The following is a 24,552-nucleotide window of genomic DNA, read 5'->3' on the forward strand; positions in this document are numbered from 1 at the left end:
TGTCATCTGACTTGAACCTGCCGCGTACCACCGTAGTTTATGCTCATAACGAAACGGAGGATGCCCCATGGTTCGGGCCTTGGCACTTTCTGCCGCCCTGATTGCCGCGACCCCGGTTTTTGCCGAGGATGGTCAAGAAGCGGTCACGACATTTACGCTTGATAACGGAATGGAAGTGGTCGTGGTCGAAGACCACCGTGCGCCTGTCGTGCAGCATATGGTCTGGTATCGGGCGGGGTCGGCGGATGAGCCTGCGGGTGTATCAGGTATCGCGCATTTCCTGGAACATCTGATGTTCAAAGGGACGGACACCCTGAAACAGGGGGAGTTTTCGGCTACGGTCGCAGCCAATGGCGGCGATGATAACGCCTTCACCTCATACGACTACACCGCCTATTTCCAGCGCGTCGCTGCGGATCGGCTGGAGCTAATGATGCAGATGGAATCCGACCGGATGCGAAATCTGCGTCTGACCGAAAACGATATCACCGCTGAACGCGGCGTGATTCTGGAAGAGCGGAACCAGAGAACCGAAAACAACCCACGTGCCTTGTTTGGCGAACAGCTGAGCGCGGCACAGTATCTCAACCATGGCTACGGCATGCCAATCATCGGCTGGATGCATGAGATGGAGGCGCTGGACATGGACGATGCGCTGTCCTTTTACGCAGATCACTATGCACCAAACAACGCCATCCTTGTAGTCACCGGTGATGTGGATCCTGAAGAGGTGCGCGCGTTGGCCGATCAATATTATGGCGTTATCCCATCAAATCCCGAGATTGCCGAGCGTGCCCGCCCACAGGAACCACCGCAGACAGCGGAGCGTCGCCTGACCTACAAGGACCCGCGCGTGGCGCAACCCTATGTGCACCGTACCTATCTGGCACCCGAACGTGACCCGGGCGCGCAGGAGAAAGCCGCCGCCCTGTTCCTACTGGCCGAACTGTTGGGGGGCAGCACAACCTCGTATTTAAACGAAGAACTGCAATTCGATCAGCAGATCGCCGTCTATACCGGTGCGTTCTATCGCGGCGTATCGCTGGATGACACGACCTTTGATCTGCTGGTTGTCCCAGCGCAGGGCGTAACGTTGCAAGAGGCCGAAGACGCCATGGATCAGGCCGTAGCAGACTTCATCGCTGAAGGCGTGAACCAAGAGGATCTGGACCGGATCAAGATGCAGCTCCGCGCCTCACAGATCTATGCCCGCGACAATGTAGATGGGATTGGCAACCGTTATGGCCGTGCCTTGGCCAGTGGTCTGACCGTTGAAGATGTACAGGCCTGGCCGGATGTTCTGCAGAATGTCACGAGCGAAGAGATCATCGCTGCCGCGCGCGAGGTTTTGCAGCGCGAAACCTCGGTGACCGGCTGGCTGATGCGCGACGATGAGGTGACGCAATGAAACGGCTTTTTACAACTCTGGTCGCCCTTTTGGTTGCGCTGCCCGCATGGGCTGAGATCGAAATCAAAGAGGTGACGTCGCCCGGAGGTATCACCGCCTGGCTGGTCGAGGATCACGCGATCCCGTTCACCGCGCTGGAATTGCGGTTCCGTGGTGGGACATCACTGGATGACCCCGAAAAACGCGGTGCGGTATACCTGATGAGCGGTTTGATCGAAGAAGGTGCAGGCGATATGGACGCCCGTACCTATGCCCGCGAGCTTGAAGCGCTGGCCGCGTCATTCAGCTACAACGCGAGCGATGACACCGTCTCGATCTCAGCGCGCTTTCTGACCGAGAACCGCGATGAGGTGACGGACCTTCTGCGCACCACGATCCACGAACCCAGGTTTGATGAGGACGCGGTCGAGCGGGTCAAGGCGCAGATCCTATCCGGACTCAAATCAGATGCCAACGACCCCAATGACATTGCTGGCCTTAGCTTTTCGGCCATGGCATATGGCGATCACCCCTACGGGACCGAAGGGAAAGGCACCATCGACAGTGTTGCATCCCTGACCCGCGATGACGTGGTCGAGGCGTATGACAATGTCTTCGCCAAAGACCGGCTTTATGTCGGTGCGGTTGGTGACATCACCGCCGAAGAACTGGGCGTGCTTCTGGACAAATTGCTGGCTGATCTGCCTGACAGCGCAAAGCCAATTCCGGGCAAGGCAGAAGTGTCGATCGAAGGCGGGGTCACCGTTGTCGACTTTGACACGCCGCAATCGGTTGCCTTGTTCGCCCAGAAAGGGATCGACCGGGACGATCCGGATTTCTTCGCGGCCTATATCTTGAATCACATCCTTGGCGGCGGTGGGTTTGAAAGTCGCCTGATGCAGGAGGTGCGCGAAAAGCGCGGCCTGACTTACGGTGTCGGCACCTATCTTGTGCCCAAGGATTTGGCCTCGGTCTATATTGGATCGGTCTCATCCTCCAATGATCGCATCGCCGAAGCGGTTGAGGTCATTCGTGACGAATGGGCACGCGCCGCTAGCGAAGGCGTGACAAAGAAAGAACTGGATGATGCCAAGACCTATCTGACGGGGGCGTACCCTTTGCGCTTTGACGGCAATGGTCAGATCGCCGGGATCATGGTTGGAATGCAGATGGAAGGTCTGCCTATCGACTATATTGCAACCCGCAACGATCAGGTGAATGCGGTGACCTTGGAGGATGTGAATCGGGTCGCGAGTGAACTGCTGGACCCAGAAGGTTTGCATTTCACCGTTGTGGGTAAGCCGGTCGGCCTGGACGGATAACGTTCAGGCCGCGGCCGCCAACATCGTGCGCGCCTTCACCGTGTGATTGTTGCTGCTCAGCAGTTTCTGGCGCGCATGCCGGAAATGCGCGGCCTTGAGCGCATCGTCGATCTGTTGGTTGCGTCGCAATACTTGGCCAAGGCGCTGGCTGTCAAAGACCAGACAGGTGGTCGGTTCGTCGGTGCGCACCGTGGCTGTGGCGGGCAGGCCGATGCCGAATGTCAGCTCTCCCAATATCTGATCGGGGCCACATTGATTGATGACCTGACTGTTCTTCAGGATCGTTGTTCGGCCCGACAGGACGTAAGCGAGAAAGTCAATGGTCATGCCGTCTTCGATCAGGGTAACGCCGGGTTCGTATGTGATCAGCTTTGCCGTATTCAGCAGCTTGCGCGCGTGATGGGGTTTGAGCGTTTCAAGGTAGTTGTCAACGAACTGTCGTTCGGGCTCGGAAAATCGCACCAGATGATGCGACAGATATCCGCGCAACAGGCCCAGCACCGAGATCAGGATGTAAGCCAGCTGGATGATTGATCCTGCCAGATTGAACTCTTCCGCCATGCTGATCAGCACGCAACTTGCCGCAACGATGACCAGAACGGGATATAGAACGCCGGACCCGCGCACGATCCCCATCTGCAAAAGAAAGTAGTTGAGGATGTATAACCCGGCTCCAAATACGCCGATCATAACGATCAGCTGTGCAATGTCTGTGACGTCTGTCGGCAGTGTTAGCATCTTCAGGCCCACCCTTGCGATGTGATGGGCCCAAGATTGTGTTCAAGACCATGCGCTGTATATGAACAGCTTCACAGGCTATTAATCATTAAGTCCGTGTTTTTGCCTGAGCGCGCAGCATACCCCCCATCATCTGCCCGAACTTTCCCGAACCGCGCTGATAAAGCGCTCCGTCCACGGCCATTACCGTTCCGCTGATGTAACTGGCCAGGTCCGAGCTGAGAAACAGACAGGCATTGGCCACATCCTGCGGCTGCCCCCAGCGGCCTAGTGGGATGTCCTTGCGAATTTCTTCATGCGCGTCTTCGGAAGGTGTCAGGCGCTTGGCGCCTTCGGTTCCTTCGATGAACCCAGGCACGACCGAGTTCACCCGGATGCCTTCGATCCCCCATTCCATCGACAGCGTCCGCGTGATTTGGTCTACGCCTGCTTTGGCGGCGCAGACATGGGATTGGCCTTCGTAAGGTAGATAGGATTGTGGGGCTGAGATGTTGATGATGCTTGCGCCGGGACGTTTCAGATAGGGGTAGGCCCCTTTCATCACATGGATCGTGCCCATCAGGTCGATGTCAATCACCGTCTTGAAGGCGTTGATCGACATCTCAGCCGCCAGCGCCGGAAAGTTGCCCGCCGCGCCCGAAACCAGAACGTCGAATGCGCCGAGCGCATCGTGGAACTGTTTCAGGCCTTCTGCAACGGCCTCGGGATCGCGCACATCAAAGGCTGCTCCGATGACCTGTTCAGCGCCCGCCTCTTTCAGAGCTGCGATGGTATCATCCACTTTTTCCTGCGACCGGCTGGCCACAGCCAGTTTCGCGCCCGAGGCTGCAAAGGCCTCGGCAATGCCACGATTAATACCGCTGGTCCCGCCAATGACGATGACGGTCTTTCCTGAAAAATCCATGTAGGCCTCCGTTGGCAGGAGCCCTACTCGCCGTAGGGCACCCAGATGTTTTTGACTTCGGTCGCAGCTTGCAGGAAGCGGCGCGACTGGTCCACGCTCCAATCGATTGCTGTCGCGTTATTGACCCAGGTCCGTTTCAGGTTCCCGGCTGAGACGGCTTCGATCTCTTTCGAGAGGTCGGTGGATGAGAAGGACCAGACCGCGTCCACGTTCAGGTGTGAGGCCAGCGGTTTCGCCAGTTCGTTATGGCTGCCGGTCAGGATGTTGACCACACCGGCGGGCACGTCCGAGGTTTCGAGGATCTGGTAGAAATCCGTCGCGGCCAGCGGATAGGGCTCAGAGGCGGCCAGAACCACCCGGTTACCCATCGCAATCGCCGGGGCCATGGCCGAGACCAGGCCCAGCAGCGGGGCCTCATCCGCGCAAAGCGCGCCGATCACGCCAACGGGTTCTTTCATGGCGATGGCCACGCCCCGGATCGGTACACCATGCACCTGACCGTCATATTTGTCGGCCCAGGCAGCAGCGGTGAACAGGCGCTGGATTGAGGTTTCGACCTCTTTCGCGCCATCCTTCTTGCCGGTCATGCTGTCAATACGCGCAGCGAACTCACCGGCGCGGGCGGAGAGATTCTCGCCGATATAGTACAGGATCTGTGCCCGCAGATGGCCGGTGGTCTTGGACCAGCCTTTGGCACCCGCCGCAGCCTCAACCGCGTTTCGCACATCCTTGCGATTGGCAAGACCCACATGGCCCAACAGGCCGGATTTACCCCAGATGGGCTTCGAGTATCCACTATCGGGTCGCGCTTGTTTACCGCCGATATACATCTTGGCGGTCCGGTCGATGGGGTCGACCGGAGCCCCTTCACCCATGACCGCCTCGACCTTGGCCAGAGGTTTCGCCTTGCCTTTGGGTTTGGTATAGGCCGTCAGCCCCTCCCAACCGCCTTCGCGACCAAAACCGCTTTCGCGTACACCACCAAACCCGGCGGCGGCGTCGAACAGGTTGGTGGCGTTGACCCAGACCACGCCCGCAACAAGCTTGGGCGCGATGTCCAGTGCAAGGTTCACATTCTCGGTCCAGACCGTCGCGGCCAGACCGTAACGGGTGTTATTGGCCAGTTCGACCGCCTCCTCCGGGGTGCGGAAGGTGGACGACACCAGAACCGGGCCGAAGATTTCCTCCTGCATCAGCGGGTCCGAGGTCTCAAGCCCCGAGATCAGCGTCGGCGGGTAGTAACAGCCATTTTCCGGCAACTCACAGGCGGCTTGATGCATCTGCCCAACAGTGTTGCTTTCGACCATGCTCTTGATGGTCTGCAACTGAACCGGGTCCACAACCGCGCCGACGTCGATGCATTTGTCCAGCGGATCACCGACGCGCAAGCCGTCCATCCGAGCGCGCAGTTTCTCGTGGAACCGGTCGGCGATGCCTTCCTGCACCAGCAGCCGCGAACCAGCACAGCACACCTGACCCTGATTGAACCAGATCGCGTCGACCAGCCCTTCGATGGCGCTGTCGATATCAGCGTCGTCGAACACGATGTAAGCCGACTTGCCGCCCAGCTCCAAGGTCAGCTCCTTGCCCGAGCCTGCCGTCGCCTCACGGATGCGGCGACCCACGACGGTCGAGCCGGTAAAGGCGATCTTGTCCACGTCTGCGTTCACGATCATCTCACCCACTGCACCGTCTCCGGTCACGATGTTGATCACGCCCTTCGGCAGACCGGCCTGCGTGCAGATATCGGCAAACAAAAGCGCGGTCAGCGAGGTATATTCGGCCGGTTTCAGAACCACCGTATTCCCCATCGCCAGCGCAGGCGCGATCTTCCACGCCAGCATCAGCAGTGGGAAGTTCCACGGGATGATCTGGCCGCACACGCCCAAGGCCTGCGCGTCGGGCAGCTCGCTTTCCATCAGCTGCGCCATGCCCGCGTGATAGTAGAAATGTCGCTGGGCCAGTGGGATGTCGATATCGCGCGACTCGCGGATCGGCTTGCCGTTATCCATGCTCTCCAGCACCGCAAACAGGCGGGAATGCTTCTGCAACAGACGTGCTATGGCATAGAGATACCGCGCACGGCCTGCGCCGCCAAGTTTCTCCCATTTCGGTTGCGCCTTGCGGGCGGCAGTGACTGCAGAATCCACATCAGCCTGCTTGGCCTGGGTCAGCTTGGCCAGCACCTCTCCGGTTGCGGGGTTGCGGCTGTCGAACCCCTTGCCGGGTTTGGTGAAGGCCCCGTCGATGTAGTGGCCGAACTTGTCGCCCTGATCGACCAGCCAGGCCAACGCCTCAGCAGCACTTTCTGGGGCAGGGCCATAATCCATGGTTTCGAAAATCTCTTTGACTGTCATTGTTTTGACCTCAGCCCATGGAGTGACGATAGCCAGCGGAGTAGGACCCGGTGACATAATGTTCCAACTGCCGCTCGATATCGCCCAGCAGCGACGAGGCGCCAAAGCGGAACAGGTCGGGTTGCAGCCAGCGGTCACCAAGTTCGTCCTTGATCAGCGAAAGGTAAACCAGCGCGTCCTTGGCCTTGGAAATCCCGCCCGCGGGCTTGTAGCCCACGCGATAGCCGGTGCGGTCGTAATAGTCACGGATTGCCCGGATCATCACCAGTGACACAGGCAAAGTGGCATTAACGCTTTCTTTCCCGGTCGAGGTCTTGATGAAATCCGCGCCCGCCATCATGCAGACCAGCGAGGCGCGGGCGACGTTGCGCAGGCTGCCCAGCTCTCCGGTTGCCAGAATGGCTTTGACATGGGCATCGCCACAGGCGACGCGGAACGCCTTCATCTCATCATACAATGCTTGCCAATCGCCCGACAGCACATGACGGCGTGAGATGACGATGTCGATCTCTTCGGCCCCGGCTTTCACGCTTTCCTCGATCTCGGCCACGCGCAGGTGAAATGGCGACAGGCCAGCCGGAAACCCGGTGGAAACGGCAGCCACCGGAATCCCAGTGCCCTTGAGCGCATCGACGGCGGTTTCGATCATGTCGTGATACACACAGACCGCGCCAGTAGTGATCGCAGGCATGTCCAGCGCCTGTAAAGTGGCGGTTGCAACCGGTTGGCGTGCCTTGGCGCACAGTCGACGCACCCGTCCCACAGTGTCGTCACCCGACAGTGTGGTCAGGTCGATCATAGTGATCGCTTTCAGCAGCCAAGCCGCCTGATAGTCTTTCTTCACCGATCGCCGGCCGGGCAAGGTTGCTGCGCGGCGCTCGATCGCTGAGGTGTTTGCCTGCACGGCGCGGACCCATTCCAGATCGAGGTCCATCCCGGGGTTTCGGGGTTCGGTCACTTGCGGCAGATGCGCGGTGCGCACGGGGCTGTCTGAGCTCTGCGTTTCCATAGTCACGTCCTTTGGGAGGTTTGCGCCAAAATCGCACGGGCCGCGCCCAAATGGAAGGCATCAGAACCGCGAGGTACGGAATTATTTGACCATTTGGACAAATAATGTGGAATTTGTTGCGAATAGTTCTCAATAGCGTTGACTTAATTGCGAATGGTTCTCATATTCAATCTCAACTGAACGCCTGATCCGAGGTCTGAATATGATTCGTCGTCATTTCCTTGCCGCATTGGCCGTTGCTGCATCGCTTCCGCTCGCCGCATGGGCCGAAGCTCCTCTGAAAGTCGTCGCAACAACCGGCATGATCGCAGATGCGGTGCGTCAGGTTGGCGGGGATCAGGTGGACGTGAAGGGCCTGATGGGGCCAGGCGTTGACCCGCATGCGTATCGCCAGACCCGCAGCGACATCGTCGCAATGACCCGTGCGGATCTGGTTCTGTGGCATGGCCTGTATCTGGAAGCGCAGATGGAGGACTTCTTTGAAGACCTCGCGCGCAAACAAACTGTGGTTGCTGTGGCAGAAAGCGTCGATAAATCCAAGCTGCGCGCCCATGACGACTATGCCGACAAATACGACCCGCATATCTGGATGAGCCCAGCCTTGTGGGGCGAGGTTGTCGCTGAGGTTCAGGCCACATTGACCGAAGCCCGCCCTGACTCGGCAGACCTATTCGCGGCAAATGCCGAGGCTCATCTGGCCGAGTTGGACGCTTTGGCGGCTTATGCAGAACAGTCTTTGACGGCGGTGCCGGAAGCAAGCCGTGTTCTGCTGACGGCCCATGATGCTTTTGGCTATTTCGGTGCGGCCTATGGCTATGAGGTGATGGGCGTTCAGGGGATCTCCACCCAGTCTGAGGCCGGGTTGAACCGGATCGGAGAGCTGGTCGATACGTTGGTCGACCGTCAACTGACCGCTGTCTTCGTGGAAAGCTCAGTCTCCGACCGTTCGATGCGCGCGCTGATCGAAGGGGCTGCGGCCAAGGGGCACGAGGTTTCGGTTGGGGGCGAGCTGTTTTCGGACGCCATGGGCGTCGATGGCACCTATGAAGGCACGTATGTCGGCATGCTGGACCATAATATTACCGTGATTGCAGGTGCTTTGGGCGCAGACGTGCCCGAGCGCGGTCTGAACGGCAAACTGTCGGCGGGGTTCTGAGCGATGCTGGAACTGGCCGCTTCACAGGGTGTTTCGATCGAAGATCAGAGCGTTGAATCCAGCCCGTTGGCCGTGCGAGGTCTAACCGTTTCTTATGGTCAGAAACCGGCGGTGTTCTCGGTCGATATGACCGTTCAACCCGGTGCCATGACAGCGATCATTGGTCCAAACGGCGCGGGAAAATCGACCCTTTTGAAAGCGGCGCTTGGGATCGTGAAACCTCTGTCCGGTCGGGTGACCGTGTTCGGAAAGTCGCTGGAAGATCAGCGCGCCCGGATCGCTTATGTACCGCAACGCGCCAGTGTGGATTGGGATTTCCCTACCCGTGTGATTGACGTGGTGTTGATGGGTTTGTCGCGGCAGTTGGGCCTGTTGGGCCGGGTTCGAGCGCGCCACAAAGCCCGCGCGATGGACTGCCTGAACCGCGTTGGCATGCGCGATTTTGCGGATCGCCAGATCGGGCAATTGTCGGGCGGGCAGCAACAAAGGGTCTTTCTGGCCCGTGCTTTGGCGCAGGACGCTGATCTCTATCTGCTGGATGAACCCTTTGCCGGGGTCGATGCGGCGACGGAAAAGGCCATCATTGCCGTGTTGAAGTCGTTGAAAGAGGCGGGCAAGACCGTGGTGGTTGTGCATCACGATCTGGCAACCGTCACCGACTATTTCGAACATGTCTTCCTGATCAACACCCGTAAGATTGCTGAAGGTCCGGTATCTGACGCGTTCACTGCTGAAACCCTGCAATCCGCTTACGGTGGGCGTCTGGCAACCGCGCAGATCGATCAGATTTCGCGCGCAGTCGGGTAACATATGCTTTGGGATGCGCTTAGCCTGCAGCTTGGCTATAACGCCACGCTTGTTGCCATTGGTGCGACCCTGCTGGGGGTGTCAGCAGGTGTCACCGGAACCTTCCTGTTTTTGCGCAAACGCGCGCTTGTCAGCGATGCGATCAGCCATGCGACCCTACCGGGTGTGTGCCTTGCCTTCATGCTGCTGGTCGCATTCGGTGGGGATGGTCGCAATCTGTTGGGCTTACTGGCCGGATCGGCGGTTTCGGCCTGGATTGGTCTGCTGTGCATGAATTGGCTGACACGCCACACGCGGCTGGCCGAAGATGCCGCGATTGGCGCGGTTCTGTCGGTGTTTTTCGGCTTTGGCATTGTCCTGCTGACCGTCATCCAGAGCATTGGCGTTGGTCGTCAGGCAGGGCTCGAAGGGTTCTTGCTGGGCTCGACCGCCGGGATGCTTTGGGCGGATGCGATGATCATTGCGATTGGCGGCGCGGCAACGCTGGTGCTGGTGATGATTCTGCGTCGTCCAATGACGCTGGTAGCGTTTGATTCTGACTATGCGACGGCCCAGGGCTTGCCAGTGCATCGGATTGATCTGGCGATGATGGGGCTGGTGATGGCGGTGACCGTGGTCGGGCTGAAGATCGTTGGCCTGATCCTGATTGTCGCCCTGCTGATTATCCCGCCTGTCACGGCGCGGTTCTGGTCTGACCGTTCTGATCGTGTGGTGGTCCTTGCCGGTATGGCAGGTGGAGTGGCAGGCTATATTGGGGCCGCGTTGTCCGCCACAGCACCGAACCTGCCGACCGGACCGATCATTGTTCTGGTCAGCTTTGGTTTCTTTGTCTTGTCGCTGCTATTTGCCCCGATCCGAGGTGTTTTGGCCGCTGTTATGCGTCACCTGCGGTTTCAGCGCCGTGTGCATATCCGGCAAGGGCTGCTGGCCCTGGCACAAGATCAAAAGATATACGAGCCGCTCACGCTGCGCCTGCTGCGTCGTGCCGATCTGGTTCGTGCTGATGGGGTGGCAACCGAGGCCGGAAAGGCGCGGGCGGCCAAGGCGTTGCGAGACGAAAAGCGTTGGGAAGTTGTGCGCGCGGATCAGGCGCATGAGGCGACGGCAGCGCTCTATGACGGTTTGAGGGACATCGAAACCGTACTGACCCGCGATCAAATCGCTGAGATCGACCGGCAGATCGGTGGCCCTCAGGAGATTCCGGCATGAGTGGTGAAGAGTTCGTTCCGCTGTCCCTGACACCGTTGTTGATTGGCACCTTTGCGGCCATTGCCTGCGCGCTGCCTGGCAACTTTCTGGTGCTGCGCAAACAGGCGCTGATCGGGGACGCGATCAGCCATGTCGTGTTGCCGGGTATCGTTGTGGCCTTTTTGGTCACCGGTGCAATCTCAACCTGGCCCATGATGCTGGGCGCGGCGGGTGCGGCGATCGTCGCGGTGATCCTGATCGAGGCCATCCGACGGCTGGGTCAGATCGAACCCGGTGCGGCGATGGGCGTTGTCTTCACCACCATGTTTGCGGGCGGCGTGCTGTTGTTGGAGCAAACGGATACCTCGACCGTTCATCTGGATGTGGAACATGCGCTTTATGGCAATCTGGAAAGCCTGATCTGGCTGGATGCTACAGGCTGGTCGTCGCTTTGGGATATTGAGGCGCTGGTAGGTTTGCCGCCTGAACTGCCCCGGATCGCGGTGACGCTTTTGGGTGTTTTGCTGTTTACTTGGCTTTTCTGGCGTCCGTTGAAAATTTCAACATTCGACGAAGGCTTTGCGCGAACCTTGGGGATTCGCACCAATGCGCTGGGCCTTGCACTGGTCATTGTGGCCGCGATTGCCGCGGTGGCGGCCTTTGACGCGGTCGGTTCCATCATTGTGATTGCCATGTTTATCTGCCCGCCCGCTGCGGCGCGGATGATGACCAACCGGCTTGAGGCTCAGGTCGCGTGGAGCGTTGCATTCGCTGTGATTTCGGCTGTATCGGGATATGTGCTGGCAGGCTACGGTCCGCTTTGGCTGGGTGCGGCTGATGCCGTCAGCGCGGCAGGCATGATCGCGACGATGTCGGGTGTGATTCTGGCGCTGAGCGCGATGTTTGGCCCTTGCCGAGTAAGGGTTGGGGTGAACACGACTGCGTGAATTGGCGCTTTCCTGCCAGTGCTTTCCGCAGGTCATCGGCTGGACTCTGCCCAGATTGTTCGAATGTGACTCTTAATGAGCCTTCTGAAAATGCGCATGGTACGCGTGACGGTAAGATTTCGTTACCTACCACTCACTTCAGAACGTCCGGGTGGTTGAGGACAAGCGGCACCTTATTTGGAACCCGCCCGCAACTGCCCGGACACCCCCTCTCTCAGGTTTAAAATCAAATCGAAACCGATGCCAAAATCGGTGGCGGAATCGTAGTGCCATGTGCTAGTTGTGGTGGTATGGCGCAAGCAAACCCCAATATCAGCGACATTCGCCCGGTTATTCGGCAACTCGACGATGCAGCGATCAATCGGATCGCAGCGGGCGAGGTGGTGGAACGCCCGGCGTCGGCTGTGAAGGAACTGGTCGAGAATGCCATTGATGCTGGCGCCAGCCGGATCGCCATCGATATCGCCGATGGTGGCAAGACCTTGATCCGGGTCACGGATGATGGCTGCGGTATCTCCGCCCAGGATTTGCCGCTGGCCTTGTCGCGGCATGCGACCTCGAAAATCGACGGCTCGGACCTGCTGAATATCCATACATTCGGTTTCCGGGGTGAGGCGCTGCCCTCGCTTGGTGCCGTTGGGCGTTTGACCATCACCAGCCGTGTGCCCGGTGCCGAGGCTGCGCAAATCCACGTGGCAGGCGGTAAACTTGATGCGGTCAAACCTGCCGCCCTGCGCGCGGGCACGGTGGTTGAGCTGCGCGATCTGTTCTACGCCACGCCCGCTCGGTTGAAATTCATGCGTACTGATCGGGCCGAGGGGCAGGCGATCACCGATACCGTGAAACGGCTTGCGATGGCGGAACCTTCGGTGACGTTTACCCTGCGCGATGTCTCCGGAGGCGGTGAGGGGCGCGTGGCCTTCCGCGCGGATCGCGAGAATGGCGATCTGTTCGACGCACTGCACGCCCGTCTGGCCCGTGTCATTGGACGCGAGTTCGCCGAAAACGCTCTGCGGATTGATGCCACACGCGAAGGGCTGCGCCTGTACGGCTACGCCGCTCTGCCGACCTATTCCCGTGGTGCGGCGGTGTCGCAGTACCTGTTCGTAAATGGCCGCCCGGTCCGTGACAAGATGCTCACCGGCGCGCTGCGTGCAGCCTATTTCGATTTTCTCAGCCGGGATCGCCACCCGGCAGCGGCTTTGTTCATTGATTGCGACCCTATGCTGGTCGATGTGAATGTCCATCCGGCCAAGTCTGAAGTGAGGTTCCGGGATCCGGGCGTTGCGCGGGGGCTGATCGTGTCCAGCCTGCGCCATGCGTTGGCTGAAGCGGGGCACCGCGCATCCTCGACCGTGGCGAATGCAACGCTTGGGGCGATGCGTCCGGAATCGGAACAATCGACCCCGGCGCGGATCTATCAGATGGATCGGCCCTCCCCTGCGGCGCGACAAGCCGCGTACCGCGCGCAGTCACCGGGTTTTGCGGAACTGGCCAATGATTACAGCGGCAATATCGTCGAGACTGCTCCTGTCGAACCGGTCGCCGAAGAACCGCCGGCGCAGGACCTGCCTTTGGGTGCTGCCCGCGGGCAGGTGCATGAGAATTACATCATCGCCCAGACCGCCGATGGGATGGTGATCGTCGATCAACACGCCGCACATGAGCGGTTGGTCTATGAGAAACTCAAGGTTCAGATGGCTGAAAACGGCGTCGCCGCGCAGGCCCTGTTGATCCCCGAGATTGTGGAACTGTCCGAAGGCGATTGCGCACGCCTGATGGCCGTTGCCGATGACCTGTCGCGCCTTGGCTTGACGCTAGAGCCATTCGGTGGTGGGGCCATCGCCGTGCGCGAAACTCCGGCCATTCTGGGTGGTGTTGATGCCCGCGCGATGATCCTGGATATCCTCGACGAGCTGGCGGATCAGGGCGAAAGCCAGATGGTGCAGGCCAAAATCGAGGCGATCCTAAGCCGCGTGGCCTGCCATGGCTCGATCCGTTCCGGCCGCCGGATGCGCGCCGAAGAGATGAACGCCCTGCTGCGCGAGATGGAGGCGACGCCCCATTCCGGCCAATGCAACCATGGGCGGCCGACTTACGTGGAATTGAAACTGAGCGATATCGAGCGGCTGTTCGGGCGCAGTTGATCCGATGCTCCAGACCCGTTAAGAAGACGAAAACAAAACGAGAACATATTGAATCACATGATCCAGATTGCAGGCGCACAGATCCCAATAAATGACCCGGTCGTCCTGACCGTAGCCGGGTTTGTTGCGCTAATTGTGCTGATGTTGTTCCTGTCGCTGCGGGCGGCCAACCGTTCGGCCCGTATGACAGAACCGCTGGCGCGGCAGATGGCGCATCTGGGTCAGCATGTGCAGCAGTTGGGGCAGGGGCAGGAACAGTTGCGCGGTGGATTGCAGCATGTTTCGGACACGCAGGCCAATGCGCAGGTGCAGGTGATTCAGACGGTCGAGGCGCGCCTGTCCTCGGTCCAGCAGCAAATGAACGATCGGCTGGCCGATAACGCGATGAAATCGGCGCGTGCGCTGGCCGAGATGCAGGAACGGATGAAGGAATCGCTGCATGGCTCGTCGAAACAGACGGCAACCTCGCTGACCCAATTGCAGGAACGTCTGTCGGCCATCGACAAGGCGCAGGACAATATCACCAAACTGTCTGGTGATGTACTTTCGCTGCAGGATATCCTGTCGAACAAACAGACGCGCGGCGCGTTTGGTGAAATTCAGTTGAATGACATCGTCTCTAAGGCGCTGCCGTCAGACAGCTTTCAGTTGCAGGCAACGCTGTCGAACGGGCGGCGCGCCGACTGCCTGATCCATCTGCCGAACCCGCCGGGCCCCATCGTGATCGATAGCAAATTCCCGTTGGAGGCCTATGAGGCGCTTATTGGCTCGACCAATGATATGGAGTTGAAAGCGGCGCTGCAGATGTTCCGTAGCACCGTGCGCAAGCACATCAACGACATTGCCGAGAAGTATATTCTGGATGGCGAAACCGCCGATGGCGCGCTGATGTTTCTGCCGTCCGAAGCCGTCTATGCCGAGCTGCACGCCAAGTTCCCCGAACTGGTGCAGGAAAGCTTTAACAAACGGGTATGGATCGTTTCGCCCACCACCTGCATGGCGACGCTGAACACCATGCGCGCGATCCTGAAAGATGCCCGTATGCGCGAACAGGCGGGCGCGATCCGCAAGGAACTGGGTGCGCTGCACAAGGATGTTGAACGTCTGGGTGATCGGGTGACCAACCTGGATCGTCATTTTGGGCAAGCGGCCAAGGATATCTCGGAGATCAAGATCAGTGCTGACAAGGCTGGGCGCAGGGCGCGCCGACTGGACAATTTCGACTTTGAGGAGTTAGCTCCGGACGACTCGCATGACGTTGTTCCGCTGGCGCGCCAAGAAGGCTAAGCCTGCGCCTGAACAGGCGTCGTAAGATCAAGGGGCGCACTGGCAGAGATATGGCACAAGACACTCCGCCGTCAGAGATTGCCGAGCTGTTGGGCAAAGCTGAGCAGGATGCCGAACAGATTGTTGGTCTGTTGCGTATGCTGGTGGCCTTTGGCCTGGGCGTGTTCTTTCTGGTCACCGTGCAACCGGTTCAGAATACAGGTCATGCCGTGTTGGAACGGCAATGGGTATCCGCCCTTGGCACCATGTTTGCCTATTTTGCGCTGGGCCTGGTCACATGGACAGTAGCGCGACAACAGCGCTTTGCCGGTTGGATGGCTTGGCCAGTTTCCGCGGCAGATGCGCTTTTTCTGGTTTTCAATGTCTGGGTGGGCATGCGCAATGTTGGCCTGTCAGGGGACGTGATGTTTGTGCTGCCAGCGGTGTGGCTGGTACCCGTGGTGCTGGCATTTGGCGTTTTGCGCGGCAACCCCAAGGTCATGGCGTTGCAAGTTGCGCTGCTTGTTCTTGGACTATTGTATCTCATCGGTCAGGATGCGGGACTTTCGAGAGGGCAAGATACAAATCCGATCTGGCTGTTCTTGTCGCCGCCACCCAACCTGATCCGTCTGTTCATGATCACACTTGCGGGTGTGGTTCTGATCGTTGCCGCCTATCGCGTAAATGCTCTGCTGTTTCAGTCGGTGACCGAAGCACAGCGTCGCGCGAACCTGACCCGATACTTGCCTGCGCAAGTGGTCGGAGATCTGGGCGAAAGCGGTTTGTCAGCGCTGAAACAGGGGCGGCGGCAGCTGGCCGGAGTGATTTTCATAGACCTGCGCGGCTTTACGACCTTATCGCAAAACTTGCAGCCCGAGCAGGTGTCCGAGCTGATCGCCTCGTATCGCAGCCGTGTCTCCAAGGTGGTTCGGCAAGAGAACGGCATCATCGACAAGTTCATCGGGGATGCAGTGATGATTGTTTTTCAGGGTGACCGGGCGGCCGAACGCTGTTTGCGCTGTGGGCTTGGGCTGTCACGTGAGATGCGCGATTGGAGCACCGAGCGCAGGCAGGCAAACCTGCCCACGTTGGATACGGGCATCGGCCTGCATTGGGGCGAAGTTTTTGTTGGAGTGATTGGTGATCAGGAGCGGCTGGAATATTCGGTGTTTGGTGACACGGTCAACATCGCGGCCCGGTTGGAAAGTCAGACGCGCTCAACAGATATGGCTCTGATCCTATCATCCGCGTTGATCGACGCCGCAGGCGCTTCGGTGGCTGAAACCGAACTCCTATCGCTACCCCCGGTAGAAGTACGCGGGCGCAGCGGTGCGTTGGACGTGTTCGGAATACCCCGGCAGGATCGCAGTGCCTGACTGAACTTCAGATGCGGAGGAAGGGCTGGAACAGCCGGGGCATCAGCTTGTTGAACTTCAATGGCGCATCTGTGACGGCCAGACAGATACAATCCTCTGACATGTCGGCCACCGGAGTATGCTCCAGATCCTCATCCGCAATCTCGACATCGCCGCGGGCAAAGCGATCGACCTCGTCCGAGAAGGCGCCTTGCAAAACCATGGTCAACTCGGTCCCGTGATGCCCGTGATCCGGCACGGCAACGCCCGCCGGAATGAACAGCAGCCGCGCTGTGGCATCCTTGGATGTGGGCAGGATCGCCTGTTTCACGCCCATACCTATGGATTTCCACTGGATGTCATCTACGGTTCCGCCAACATAGTCCTGCAGTGGCGTTGGCAGGACGGCGCAGCCCGGTTTCGCGGGCTTGGGGGTCGGTGCGCCTTGGGCGATCAAAGCCATGGTGGCAGCCAGGGATGTGTCGCTCATGCTTGCTGTCTCCAGCTGCTCCTCAAGCACATGGCCACCCACAGCGTCAAAGCTTTCGGCGCGCGCGCGGCAGTGGTCGCACAGTGACAGATGGGTCGCGACCATCAGGTCGAACGCTTCCGGCAGAGTGCCAGCGGCATAAGCCATCAGCAGATCGTCCGTCAGGTGATGTTTGATCGGGTTCTTCATCTTACTCATCTCAATTCATCGCATGGCGCAGGCGGTCCAGCGCCAGCCGTATCCGTGATTTGATCGTGCCCAGCGGCAATCCGGTCTGAGATGCAATCTCTCGATGGCTCAGATCTCCGAAGTACGCCTTCTCGATCAGCTGTCTCTGCGCGTCTGGCAACGCCGACAGGGCGGTGCGCAGTTGCGCGGTTTCCTGTTGTAACGCAAGGACATCGTCCTGATCAGGCTCGGCCTCGGGACCCCATCCCAACTCTTCCGGTTCGGGGCGGCGCTGCTTGCGCAGTACGTCAATGCGTTTGTTCCGAGCAATCGTGAACACCCAGGTGGCCACTGTGGCCCGCGATGGATCGAAAAGATGGGCCTTGTGCCACAAGGTCGCCATCACCTCTTGCGCGCATTCCTCAGCCAGCGTGGCGTCTGACCCCGATTTCATCAGGAACGCCTTGATACGTGGCGCGAAATGCTGGAACAGCTCGGCAAAGGCCGCCTGATCCTGCGCATCCCGGATACGCCTGACATGATCCACCCACTCGGTTCTGGCGTCGCAACTGCGATTCGTTCCGTTCACCTGTCTACCCCTGATGCGTTTCTTCGCGCGCCAAGGCTGACGGGCGGCCTGTTCAGCCGCAGGTTCGTCCAAGGTCACGGTATTGATCTCGGTAAACATAACCACATTACGCAGGGCGGCCCAAGGCGGATCACTTTCCCGAGACAAAATAATCCAATCAGCGCTAGATTTCGTATCAGCTATGACAGCTCTTTAGGGAAAAGAGCGCCATTCGAACAGTTTACAGGTCAGACAGGATACGCGACGACATGAAGAATATCGACCATATCGCAGGCCATACTTATCATGGTCGCAAAGGCGCAATTGAGAATGCGTTTCGCTATTCGGTTGATTACGTCCTGTTTGATCCCGAGGCACAGCTGACAACGCCCCTTCTGTTTTCAGTTGACCGGGCGAATATCTTCAACTGGCGGCGCACTGATCACGGAGGCGTGCCAAAGCAAGGTGTCGGTGCAAACTGGCTGCGCGCCCGCTTTGATGAGTTGGAGGTGCCGCAGCCCGCGCAGATCATGTTGCTGACGCAGCCCCGCGTGCTGGGCCACGTGTTCAATCCGGTCAGTTTTTGGCTTTGTTTTGACAATGACGCGCAGCTATACGCGGTTGTTGCCGAGGTCACCAATACCTATGGAACCCGTCACAGCTATGTCTGCCATAAGCCGAATTTTTCACCTATTGGCCCGTCTGACCGGGTGGTGGCTGACAAGCTGATGCATGTGTCTCCGTTCCAGCAAATCGAAGGAAGCTATACGTTCCGGTTTGACTATCGCCCTGATCGCGTGGGCGTCTGGATTGACTATGAACGTGCGGATGGGGGGCTGATTGCCACGTTGACCGGGCCGCGCCAACCACTGACCAATCGCACGATCCTGTGGTCTTTGCTGCGCCGCCCTTTTGGAGCGCGGCGCACGTTTACCCTGATCGTTTGGCAGGCGCTGAAACTTTGGCTCAAGAAAGCCCGGTTTCGCCCGTTCCGCAGCGCGCCCGTGCCCGATCACCCGGTATCACGCACCCGGCACTAAGCTGACTTTTGTTTGCGTAAGATCAAAGACGCGGGCCTTTGGAATGGGTCTGATGGTCTGAGACCGCGAACAGAAGGAGCTGGAAACATGCTGGAAATCTCGGCAAGAAAAGTCGCACAGGTGGCCATGATGGGCCGTGAGCTGGACCGGGCCGAAGGAGAACTGCGCGCCTTTGTCGACCGGATGAGTGAGGACGAACAGGCCGAGCTGGTTGCGATCATGTGGATCGGGCGCGAGAGTTTTTTCGCTGAGGATCTAGCTGAGGCGATCGCAACTGCAAGGTCCGAAGCTTCAACCCCGTGCGCTGACTACCTGATCGGAACGCCGCATCTGTCAGACCATCTGGAGAATGGGCTGGATGCGCTGGGGATTTCGGCCGAGGATGTTGAGAACGATCTGATGTAGTGCTGTGTTGAGGGGGGCGAGGGGCCAGCCCCTCGCGCTCCCCGAGGTATTTTTGAACAGAAGAAGAAATGGTTGATCTGCTTGGGTAGGTATTGTCAGGCCAGATGATCCACGATCTGCAGATGCTGGGCCAGAGTGTCGATTTCCGTCATCCAGTCATGGACCAGTTTCGGATCATTCGGGGCCGCGTGAACGCCTGCTGGAATCGCGCGGTTCAAAACGGCTTCGATGGCTAGGGATACCGGGATCGACACCAGACGGGCCATTGCCGTACCCCGTTCATCACCCCAGGCGTCCATCACATAGGTTTTGTGCCAGACTTCAACGCCGTCTTTCTCGGCCTTGAGGGCGACGCACAGAACCACGCGATCCGGTTCACCTTCGTCATAGGCGTTCTCGGCCCAGAACTGATCGGACATGTCTTTCAGGCGGGCGTCGCCTTCGGGTCCCGAGAGGGTTTCGATCTCAGTGAATACGTTCGACCAGGCGTCGGCCCAGCCGTTCAGGCGCAGGGTGCCGCGGACGAATTCTTTGACCGGCCAGTGATCTTCGAAATGGTACTGTGCCATGAACGGGATCGAGTCGCGATTTGGGTAAACCTCGAAGCTCTCCGGCGTCGGCAAAGGCGCGATATAGCTGCTGATTGCATCCCATGGGCGGGCGACGTTCAGCGGGGCGTAGTCGCGGATGGATTTGGACGGAGAACGCAGGGCTTTGAGAACGCCCAAGGGGGACCAACTGAATTTATAGCGGAACGGGTTCGGGTTCTTTGGAATGCCGCCGCAATAGGAGATGAAACTCAGGTGGTTTTGCGGATCAAACGAGTCTGAGGCGCGGTAGTCATCAACCAGCGCATGCGCCATCAGGTGGTCGATGCCGGGGTCCAGTCCGACCTCGTTTACTAGCGCCACACCGGCCTCGCGGGCTTTGTTGTCCAGCGCGCGCATCTCGGGGGCGATGTAGGACGACGAGACAAAGTTTGCCTGTTTCGAGATGGCCAGTTCCGCCAGCGGTACGTGCCAGTCGCCCGGCAGCATGGAGACGATTACGTCGCCCTGTTCCAGCACTGCGCCCAATGCGTCGATGTCGAAGGCGCGGATGTCGTTGGTCAGGTCTCCGACCTCGGCTTTGGCCTTTTCGACGGTTCGGTTCCAAACGGTAACCTTGTGCCTGCCTTTGATCAGGCGGCGCAGGCCGGGGATGGCCGAAAGGCCGGTGCCACACCAGTGAATCGTCATCGCTCAGATTCCTTCGATATGAGTTTTGTAGGTTGCTTCTGCGCGACCCCATACGCCGCTGTCCAGATCGCTCAGGGTGAGCAAAGAAGGCAGCAATTGCGCGGCGTAGTCCTGAGAGCTTTCGACCGGCAGCATCGACGGCAGATTGTCGATGGCCATCACGTCCATCACTGGATCGGTGGCGACGCGCAGGGCAGGAGCTTCCCACGTGGTGGCGCAGTCATAGACCGGGACCGGGTTGTAGTCGCTATCCGGGTCGCAGGCCACGTCACCGATGGCGGTCAGCCTGCGCGGTGCGGTCAGCGCGTCGCGCGGAACAAAAACCGGCGTGCCGGGGCGCGCGAAGATGCAGTTCAGGAACAGGTCATGATCCAGGATTTCCGGGAATGGTCCTCCGCTGGCGGTTTCGTCCATGTCCCATTTGGTGACGGTGACTCCCATCGCCTCACACAGGTCGGCAGCACCGGTGCCGACACGACCCAAGGCGCCGATGACGATTGCGCGGGGACGCTCTGCGCCTGTGGCGTCTAGTTCAGCCAAAAGCTCGACGTTTAAGGCGTCTTTGTCAGAGTACACGCCAACTGGCGGACATTCTTCGCCGCGTTGTTGTGCAGCCCATGTTTTAAGGGTCACAGCCGCCCCGGCATATCCAGCCCAGTATCCAAAGGCGGCAACCCGGCGGCCATCTTCATCGACCAGATACTCCAGGTCGTAAAGCGTGCCGCGCCCGGCCTTGAACCGCTGCAACAATGCGCGGCCCGAATGCTGGCCCTTATAGGCATGGCCGAACATGATATGGCGATGGGGCAGGGGTGTGCCATCTTCGGGCAGCTCCTTGAGGCCAAATATGATCGCGTCCAATGGGGCCTCGGGCCAGGAATTCTCTGGTGCGATCTCGCAGCCCGCCTCTTTGTAGCCATTGATCGGAATAGCGCGGACAGAGCTTTCCTCGATCGTCACGCGAATGCCGGCCGCGATCAGTGCTGCGGCGCCATCGGGGGTCAGACCGACCCGTTCCTCATTCGGGCGTTGTTCTGCCCGGACCCAAAGATGTGTCATGCAGTTTCCTTTGCTCAGAGCATTCCGGCAGCACGCACGGCTTGGACCGACCCCCGCGCCTCCATCGCTTCGCGGAAAGCGACGATCTTGGGAAAGGCTGACACATCGACGCCGTCGCCTTCCAGCCAACTGCAGACGACGTAGAGGTAAGCGTCGGCCAGCGAGAATGCCTCACCCAGAACCAGCGGCCCACGCAGCCCGTTGGCCGAGATATACTCGCAGGACGCGGTCATGTTTTGCGCGACCTTCGCCGTCATATCCTTCCAGCTGGCTTCCTTATCCGCCCAGCGATGCCCGCGCTGTTTGTGGGCATGGTTCACATGCATGGTCGAGGCGAGATAGAACATCACCTCGCGCATCCGGGCTGCCATCACCGGATCGGCAGGCACCAGCCCGACCTCAGGCGTTTTGGCGGCGATGAATTCCAGCAACGCGCCGGTCTCGGTCAGAATGCCCCCGTCGACCACCAGCGCCGGGACCCGACCCTTGGGGTTGATCTGTTTGTAGGCCGGTTTCGCCTGCTCGCCCCCGGCAAAGTCCAGCTTGATGGCCTCATAGTCCAGCCCCGCCTCTTCCAGCGCGATGGCAACGGCAACCGAGATGGTGCGGGGGGCGTAATAAAGCTGCATCGGTGTCTCCTTACAGGTGCGTCTGTGCGAATTGCCGATCGGGCGTTTCCAGATGCGGAACGGCGTTGAACAGAACCGGGCTGAGATGCGCTCCAATCGGATGCAGACGATGCATCGACGTGTTCATGATGGCAAGGGCGACGCGCGCCATCGAGGGGATATCCAGACCCATCGCTTGCCGCACCACCATTGAGATCAACCCACCCGAGGTTACAACGATGGCGGGCCCACCTTCGGTCCCGATGTCCCGCAACGCATCGCGGACGCGGGTTTCGAAGTGTTCAAAGGTCTCGGGCGTGTTCTCAATCAGGCCATTGGCCCAGGCGTCAAAGGTCTTGGGCAGGTGCTCGACAAAGCCCTCGCGATCTGTGGGGATGGCAACGCCATGTTGTTCTTCGAACAATTGCGCGAGGGTGAAGTATTCGATCTCATTCAACCGCGGGTCGCGGATTGGATCAGTCAACCCCATACTGGCGGCGGTTTCGGCATGCCGGATCAAAGTACCGCAATAGGTTCGGGGGTAATGGCTGCGCGTATCGCGCAGATGCGCGCCCAGCCAGCGGGCCTGCTGATGCCCCAGATCGCTCAGCTTGTCATAGTTCGCCTCGTCCCGCGCTGCCGTGTTGGCCTGCCCGTGCCGCACCAATGTAATATGTGACATATCGGTCCCTCTTATGCGGATGTCTTAGGGCAGGTTCCGGGTCGGGGCCAGAGGGGTTTCCCTTTGGCGGCAAAAAATCCTTACAGCTTTTTGTGTTCTGGCTATGGTTGCCGCGACCATGCGTCTGGAGGACCTATGAGCATCGATCCAAATCGCTTTCTGGCCGATCTGCACAAGCTGCGCGAATTCGGGGCGTCGGGTGTCGGCAAAGGTGTCGTACGTCCGGCCTATTCCCCAGCGGACATTGCCGCGCGTCAATGGCTTGCGGGTCGTATGGCTGAAGCAGGGCTGGAGCCGCATTTTGATCCGGTTGGGAACCTGTTTGGACTTGCCCCGGGCACGTCTTTGCTGATGGGATCACATTCCGACAGCCAGCCCGAGGGTGGCTGGCTGGACGGGGCGCTGGGTGTGATTGCCGCGCTTGAAATTGCGCGGTCCAGCGACCAGCCGATCTCAGTCGTCAGTTTTCAAGATGAAGAGGGCCGCTTTGGCGTGACCACTGGATCAGCGGTCTGGTCAGGTGGGCTGCCGCTAGAACAGGCCGATCCGCTGACCGACGGCTCTGGCATTACCTTTGGCGCGGCCCGATCCGAGATGGCAGAACTGTCACATGGTTTTGTTGAACCATCCCGGTTCCGCGGTTTCATCGAAATGCATATTGAACAAGGCCCCGCGCTGGACGCAGCGGGGCAGCACATCGGTGTTGTCTCCGATATTGTCGGAATCCGGGATATGTCGATCACCTTTGAAGGGCAACAGAACCACGCGGGCACCACGCCAATGCATTTGCGGCGCGATGCGTTTCAGGCTTTGTCGCTGTTTAATGCAAGACTCAATGACCGGTTCCGCAACGTGGTGACCCCTCAGACCGTGTGGACCATCGGACGCGTCGATTTGCATCCCAATGCATCCTCCATCGTCCCAGGGCGCGTCCGTTTCTCGATGCAATGGCGCGATGGCGATGGGGGCCGGCTGATCCGCATGGAGGAAATCATTCGATCCACCGCGCAGCAGGTGGCCGACGAGCTTGGTATGACCCTCAACTACGGCCCAATGTTGGGGCTAGAACCGGTGGCCATGGACCCGACACTGCGCGCAGCGTTGGAGTGTGGCGCGGAACATGTCTCATCCGGCAACTGGCGCGGGATGCCATCGGGTGCGTTGCACGACGCCACCAATGTCGCCCGCGTGATGCCAGTTGCGATGCTGTTTGTGCCTTCGATCAATGGAATCAGCCATGATTTCGCCGAGGATACAGCCGAGGATGACCTGGTCGCTGGTCTTTGCGTATTGGAACATGCTGTAAGAGCTTTGGCTGGATGATCTGAATAAGGGGCATGGAATATGTAAGTTTCCCAGCGTATTGACCAAGGGTAAGGCGCTGTGGCGGGATATGTGCCTTTGAATAAATGCTGGGATGCGCATGGCCTGCAACCACGAGTGTTGCCTAACGGAAAAAAGTTTCCTATAGGAACATTATTGATGCATACGCCCGTATACAGGTCTGCCGCATTAAAGCCCTGCCATCAAAATTCCGGGGCTGAATCGTTGCAAATTTTGCAGCTTGGGTCAGACTGATGCGCATGCGTTGCGACATTTAGAGACGAAAGGCAGTACCCGCCATGACTTCACCGAAACGCACCCCTCTTTATTCTCTTCACGTTGGTTTGGGAGGAAAGTTGGTTGATTTTGCGGGATGGGAGATGCCTGT

At 59.1% G+C, this 24,552-nt stretch carries 22 protein-coding genes; 12 read left to right on the forward strand and 10 right to left on the reverse strand.

Going from position 1 to position 24,552, the window contains the following annotated elements; all coding sequences use genetic code 11:
* Window positions 1–67: 67 nt before the first annotated feature.
* Together AC2FGE_RS17885 and AC2FGE_RS17890 are read left to right on the forward strand one after the other, a co-directional pair.
* Window positions 68–1,408, forward strand: coding sequence for a M16 family metallopeptidase (locus tag AC2FGE_RS17885; protein WP_496820628.1), 1,341 nt, complete (start codon window positions 68–70; stop codon window positions 1,406–1,408).
* On the forward strand, window positions 1,405–2,709 hold the full coding sequence (locus tag AC2FGE_RS17890) for a M16 family metallopeptidase (RefSeq protein ID WP_496820629.1): 1,305 nt from the start codon (window positions 1,405–1,407) through the stop codon (window positions 2,707–2,709). Before AC2FGE_RS17885 ends, AC2FGE_RS17890 begins: the two co-directional genes overlap by 4 nt.
* Before the next feature lie 3 nt (window positions 2,710–2,712).
* On the opposite strand, the gene AC2FGE_RS17895 is transcribed toward AC2FGE_RS17890, so the two are convergent.
* From AC2FGE_RS17895 to deoC, 4 genes are all read right to left on the reverse strand, one after another.
* Window positions 2,713–3,447 (reverse strand): Crp/Fnr family transcriptional regulator, encoded by a 735-nt coding sequence (locus AC2FGE_RS17895; protein ID WP_496820630.1) that lies wholly within the window; start codon window positions 3,445–3,447, stop codon window positions 2,713–2,715.
* Window positions 3,448–3,535: 88 nt separating this feature from the next.
* Window positions 3,536–4,351 (reverse strand): SDR family oxidoreductase, encoded by an 816-nt coding sequence (locus tag AC2FGE_RS17900; protein ID WP_496820631.1) that lies wholly within the window; start codon window positions 4,349–4,351, stop codon window positions 3,536–3,538.
* A gap of 23 nt (window positions 4,352–4,374) precedes the next feature.
* Window positions 4,375–6,708, reverse strand: coding sequence for an aldehyde dehydrogenase family protein (locus tag AC2FGE_RS17905; protein ID WP_496820632.1), 2,334 nt, complete (start codon window positions 6,706–6,708; stop codon window positions 4,375–4,377).
* A gap of 10 nt (window positions 6,709–6,718) precedes the next feature.
* Complete coding sequence (gene deoC, locus AC2FGE_RS17910) at window positions 6,719–7,717, reverse strand: deoxyribose-phosphate aldolase (RefSeq protein ID WP_496820633.1); 999 nt, start codon at window positions 7,715–7,717, stop codon at window positions 6,719–6,721.
* A gap of 202 nt (window positions 7,718–7,919) precedes the next feature.
* On the opposite strand from deoC, the gene AC2FGE_RS17915 reads away from it, so the two are divergent.
* The 7 genes from AC2FGE_RS17915 to AC2FGE_RS17945 all read left to right on the forward strand — a co-directional run bounded on the left by AC2FGE_RS17915 (window position 7,920) and on the right by AC2FGE_RS17945 (window position 16,604).
* Window positions 7,920–8,873: a metal ABC transporter solute-binding protein, Zn/Mn family gene (locus AC2FGE_RS17915; protein WP_496820634.1), complete on the forward strand. Its 954-nt coding sequence runs from the start codon at window positions 7,920–7,922 to the stop codon at window positions 8,871–8,873.
* 3 nt (window positions 8,874–8,876) lie between these two features.
* The gene (locus AC2FGE_RS17920; protein WP_496820635.1) at window positions 8,877–9,680 is read left to right on the forward strand and encodes a metal ABC transporter ATP-binding protein; all 804 of its coding nucleotides are present in this window, start codon (window positions 8,877–8,879) and stop codon (window positions 9,678–9,680) included.
* A 3-nt stretch (window positions 9,681–9,683) separates the two neighbouring features.
* On the forward strand, window positions 9,684–10,889 hold the full coding sequence (locus AC2FGE_RS17925) for a metal ABC transporter permease (protein WP_496820636.1): 1,206 nt from the start codon (window positions 9,684–9,686) through the stop codon (window positions 10,887–10,889).
* A complete protein-coding gene (locus tag AC2FGE_RS17930; RefSeq protein ID WP_496820637.1) occupies window positions 10,886–11,815 on the forward strand; it encodes a metal ABC transporter permease in 930 nt (309 codons plus the stop codon). The genes AC2FGE_RS17925 and AC2FGE_RS17930 overlap by 4 nt, the downstream gene beginning before the upstream one ends.
* Before the next feature lie 290 nt (window positions 11,816–12,105).
* Window positions 12,106–13,962, forward strand: a complete 1,857-nt coding sequence (gene mutL / locus AC2FGE_RS17935) for a DNA mismatch repair endonuclease MutL (RefSeq protein WP_496820638.1) — start codon at window positions 12,106–12,108, stop codon at window positions 13,960–13,962.
* A gap of 57 nt (window positions 13,963–14,019) precedes the next feature.
* Window positions 14,020–15,249, forward strand: a complete 1,230-nt coding sequence (locus AC2FGE_RS17940) for a DNA recombination protein RmuC (protein WP_496820639.1) — start codon at window positions 14,020–14,022, stop codon at window positions 15,247–15,249.
* A gap of 50 nt (window positions 15,250–15,299) precedes the next feature.
* Window positions 15,300–16,604 (forward strand): adenylate/guanylate cyclase domain-containing protein, encoded by a 1,305-nt coding sequence (locus tag AC2FGE_RS17945; RefSeq protein ID WP_496820640.1) that lies wholly within the window; start codon window positions 15,300–15,302, stop codon window positions 16,602–16,604.
* Window positions 16,605–16,611: 7 nt separating this feature from the next.
* On the opposite strand, the gene AC2FGE_RS17950 is transcribed toward AC2FGE_RS17945, so the two are convergent.
* Window positions 16,612–17,262 carry a ChrR family anti-sigma-E factor gene (locus AC2FGE_RS17950; protein WP_496820650.1) on the reverse strand — a complete coding sequence of 217 codons (651 nt, stop codon included), beginning with the start codon at window positions 17,260–17,262 and terminating at the stop codon, window positions 16,612–16,614.
* Window positions 17,263–17,272: 10 nt separating this feature from the next.
* On the reverse strand, window positions 17,273–17,788 hold the full coding sequence (locus tag AC2FGE_RS17955) for a sigma-70 family RNA polymerase sigma factor (RefSeq protein WP_496820651.1): 516 nt from the start codon (window positions 17,786–17,788) through the stop codon (window positions 17,273–17,275).
* A 290-nt stretch (window positions 17,789–18,078) separates the two neighbouring features.
* Between AC2FGE_RS17955 and AC2FGE_RS17960 the strand changes: the two genes are divergently transcribed.
* The gene (locus tag AC2FGE_RS17960; protein WP_496820641.1) at window positions 18,079–18,849 is read left to right on the forward strand and encodes a DUF1365 domain-containing protein; all 771 of its coding nucleotides are present in this window, start codon (window positions 18,079–18,081) and stop codon (window positions 18,847–18,849) included.
* An 87-nt stretch (window positions 18,850–18,936) separates the two neighbouring features.
* Window positions 18,937–19,254, forward strand: coding sequence for a DUF3775 domain-containing protein (locus AC2FGE_RS17965; RefSeq protein WP_170655855.1), 318 nt, complete (start codon window positions 18,937–18,939; stop codon window positions 19,252–19,254).
* Between the two features lie 95 nt (window positions 19,255–19,349).
* Here the strand turns inward: AC2FGE_RS17965 and AC2FGE_RS17970 are convergent, their stop codons facing one another.
* The 4 genes from AC2FGE_RS17970 to AC2FGE_RS17985 are packed head-to-tail and all read right to left on the reverse strand — an operon-like array spanning window position 19,350 to window position 22,841.
* A complete protein-coding gene (locus AC2FGE_RS17970; protein ID WP_496820642.1) occupies window positions 19,350–20,492 on the reverse strand; it encodes a saccharopine dehydrogenase family protein in 1,143 nt (380 codons plus the stop codon).
* Window positions 20,493–20,495: 3 nt separating this feature from the next.
* Window positions 20,496–21,551: a saccharopine dehydrogenase gene (locus AC2FGE_RS17975; RefSeq protein WP_496820643.1), complete on the reverse strand. Its 1,056-nt coding sequence runs from the start codon at window positions 21,549–21,551 to the stop codon at window positions 20,496–20,498.
* Between the two features lie 14 nt (window positions 21,552–21,565).
* Window positions 21,566–22,180, reverse strand: a complete 615-nt coding sequence (locus AC2FGE_RS17980) for a glutathione S-transferase family protein (protein WP_496820644.1) — start codon at window positions 22,178–22,180, stop codon at window positions 21,566–21,568.
* Between the two features lie 10 nt (window positions 22,181–22,190).
* Window positions 22,191–22,841, reverse strand: coding sequence for a histidine phosphatase family protein (locus AC2FGE_RS17985; RefSeq protein WP_496820645.1), 651 nt, complete (start codon window positions 22,839–22,841; stop codon window positions 22,191–22,193).
* Between the two features lie 135 nt (window positions 22,842–22,976).
* Between AC2FGE_RS17985 and AC2FGE_RS17990 the strand changes: the two genes are divergently transcribed.
* Window positions 22,977–24,164, forward strand: coding sequence for a Zn-dependent hydrolase (locus tag AC2FGE_RS17990; protein ID WP_496820646.1), 1,188 nt, complete (start codon window positions 22,977–22,979; stop codon window positions 24,162–24,164).
* Window positions 24,165–24,552 lie beyond the last annotated feature (388 nt).

The organism is Ruegeria sp. YTSA075 (genome assembly GCF_059610245.1).

Coding starts and splice junctions, on each gene's coding strand:
- AC2FGE_RS17885 (WP_496820628.1), top strand. CDS start 68: ATGGTTCGGGCCTTGGCACTTTCTGCCGCCCTGATTGCCGCGACCCCG.
- AC2FGE_RS17890 (WP_496820629.1), top strand. CDS start 1,405: ATGAAACGGCTTTTTACAACTCTGGTCGCCCTTTTGGTTGCGCTGCCC.
- AC2FGE_RS17895 (WP_496820630.1), bottom strand. CDS start 3,447: ATGCTAACACTGCCGACAGACGTCACAGACATTGCACAGCTGATCGTT.
- AC2FGE_RS17900 (WP_496820631.1), bottom strand. CDS start 4,351: ATGGATTTTTCAGGAAAGACCGTCATCGTCATTGGCGGGACCAGCGGT.
- AC2FGE_RS17905 (WP_496820632.1), bottom strand. CDS start 6,708: ATGACAGTCAAAGAGATTTTCGAAACCATGGATTATGGCCCTGCCCCA.
- deoC (WP_496820633.1), bottom strand. CDS start 7,717: ATGGAAACGCAGAGCTCAGACAGCCCCGTGCGCACCGCGCATCTGCCG.
- AC2FGE_RS17915 (WP_496820634.1), top strand. CDS start 7,920: ATGATTCGTCGTCATTTCCTTGCCGCATTGGCCGTTGCTGCATCGCTT.
- AC2FGE_RS17920 (WP_496820635.1), top strand. CDS start 8,877: ATGCTGGAACTGGCCGCTTCACAGGGTGTTTCGATCGAAGATCAGAGC.
- AC2FGE_RS17925 (WP_496820636.1), top strand. CDS start 9,684: ATGCTTTGGGATGCGCTTAGCCTGCAGCTTGGCTATAACGCCACGCTT.
- AC2FGE_RS17930 (WP_496820637.1), top strand. CDS start 10,886: ATGAGTGGTGAAGAGTTCGTTCCGCTGTCCCTGACACCGTTGTTGATT.
- mutL (WP_496820638.1), top strand. CDS start 12,106: ATGGCGCAAGCAAACCCCAATATCAGCGACATTCGCCCGGTTATTCGG.
- AC2FGE_RS17940 (WP_496820639.1), top strand. CDS start 14,020: ATGATCCAGATTGCAGGCGCACAGATCCCAATAAATGACCCGGTCGTC.
- AC2FGE_RS17945 (WP_496820640.1), top strand. CDS start 15,300: ATGGCACAAGACACTCCGCCGTCAGAGATTGCCGAGCTGTTGGGCAAA.
- AC2FGE_RS17950 (WP_496820650.1), bottom strand. CDS start 17,262: ATGAAGAACCCGATCAAACATCACCTGACGGACGATCTGCTGATGGCT.
- AC2FGE_RS17960 (WP_496820641.1), top strand. CDS start 18,079: ATGAAGAATATCGACCATATCGCAGGCCATACTTATCATGGTCGCAAA.
- AC2FGE_RS17965 (WP_170655855.1), top strand. CDS start 18,937: ATGCTGGAAATCTCGGCAAGAAAAGTCGCACAGGTGGCCATGATGGGC.
- AC2FGE_RS17970 (WP_496820642.1), bottom strand. CDS start 20,492: ATGACGATTCACTGGTGTGGCACCGGCCTTTCGGCCATCCCCGGCCTG.
- AC2FGE_RS17975 (WP_496820643.1), bottom strand. CDS start 21,551: ATGACACATCTTTGGGTCCGGGCAGAACAACGCCCGAATGAGGAACGG.
- AC2FGE_RS17980 (WP_496820644.1), bottom strand. CDS start 22,180: ATGCAGCTTTATTACGCCCCCCGCACCATCTCGGTTGCCGTTGCCATC.
- AC2FGE_RS17985 (WP_496820645.1), bottom strand. CDS start 22,841: ATGTCACATATTACATTGGTGCGGCACGGGCAGGCCAACACGGCAGCG.
- AC2FGE_RS17990 (WP_496820646.1), top strand. CDS start 22,977: ATGAGCATCGATCCAAATCGCTTTCTGGCCGATCTGCACAAGCTGCGC.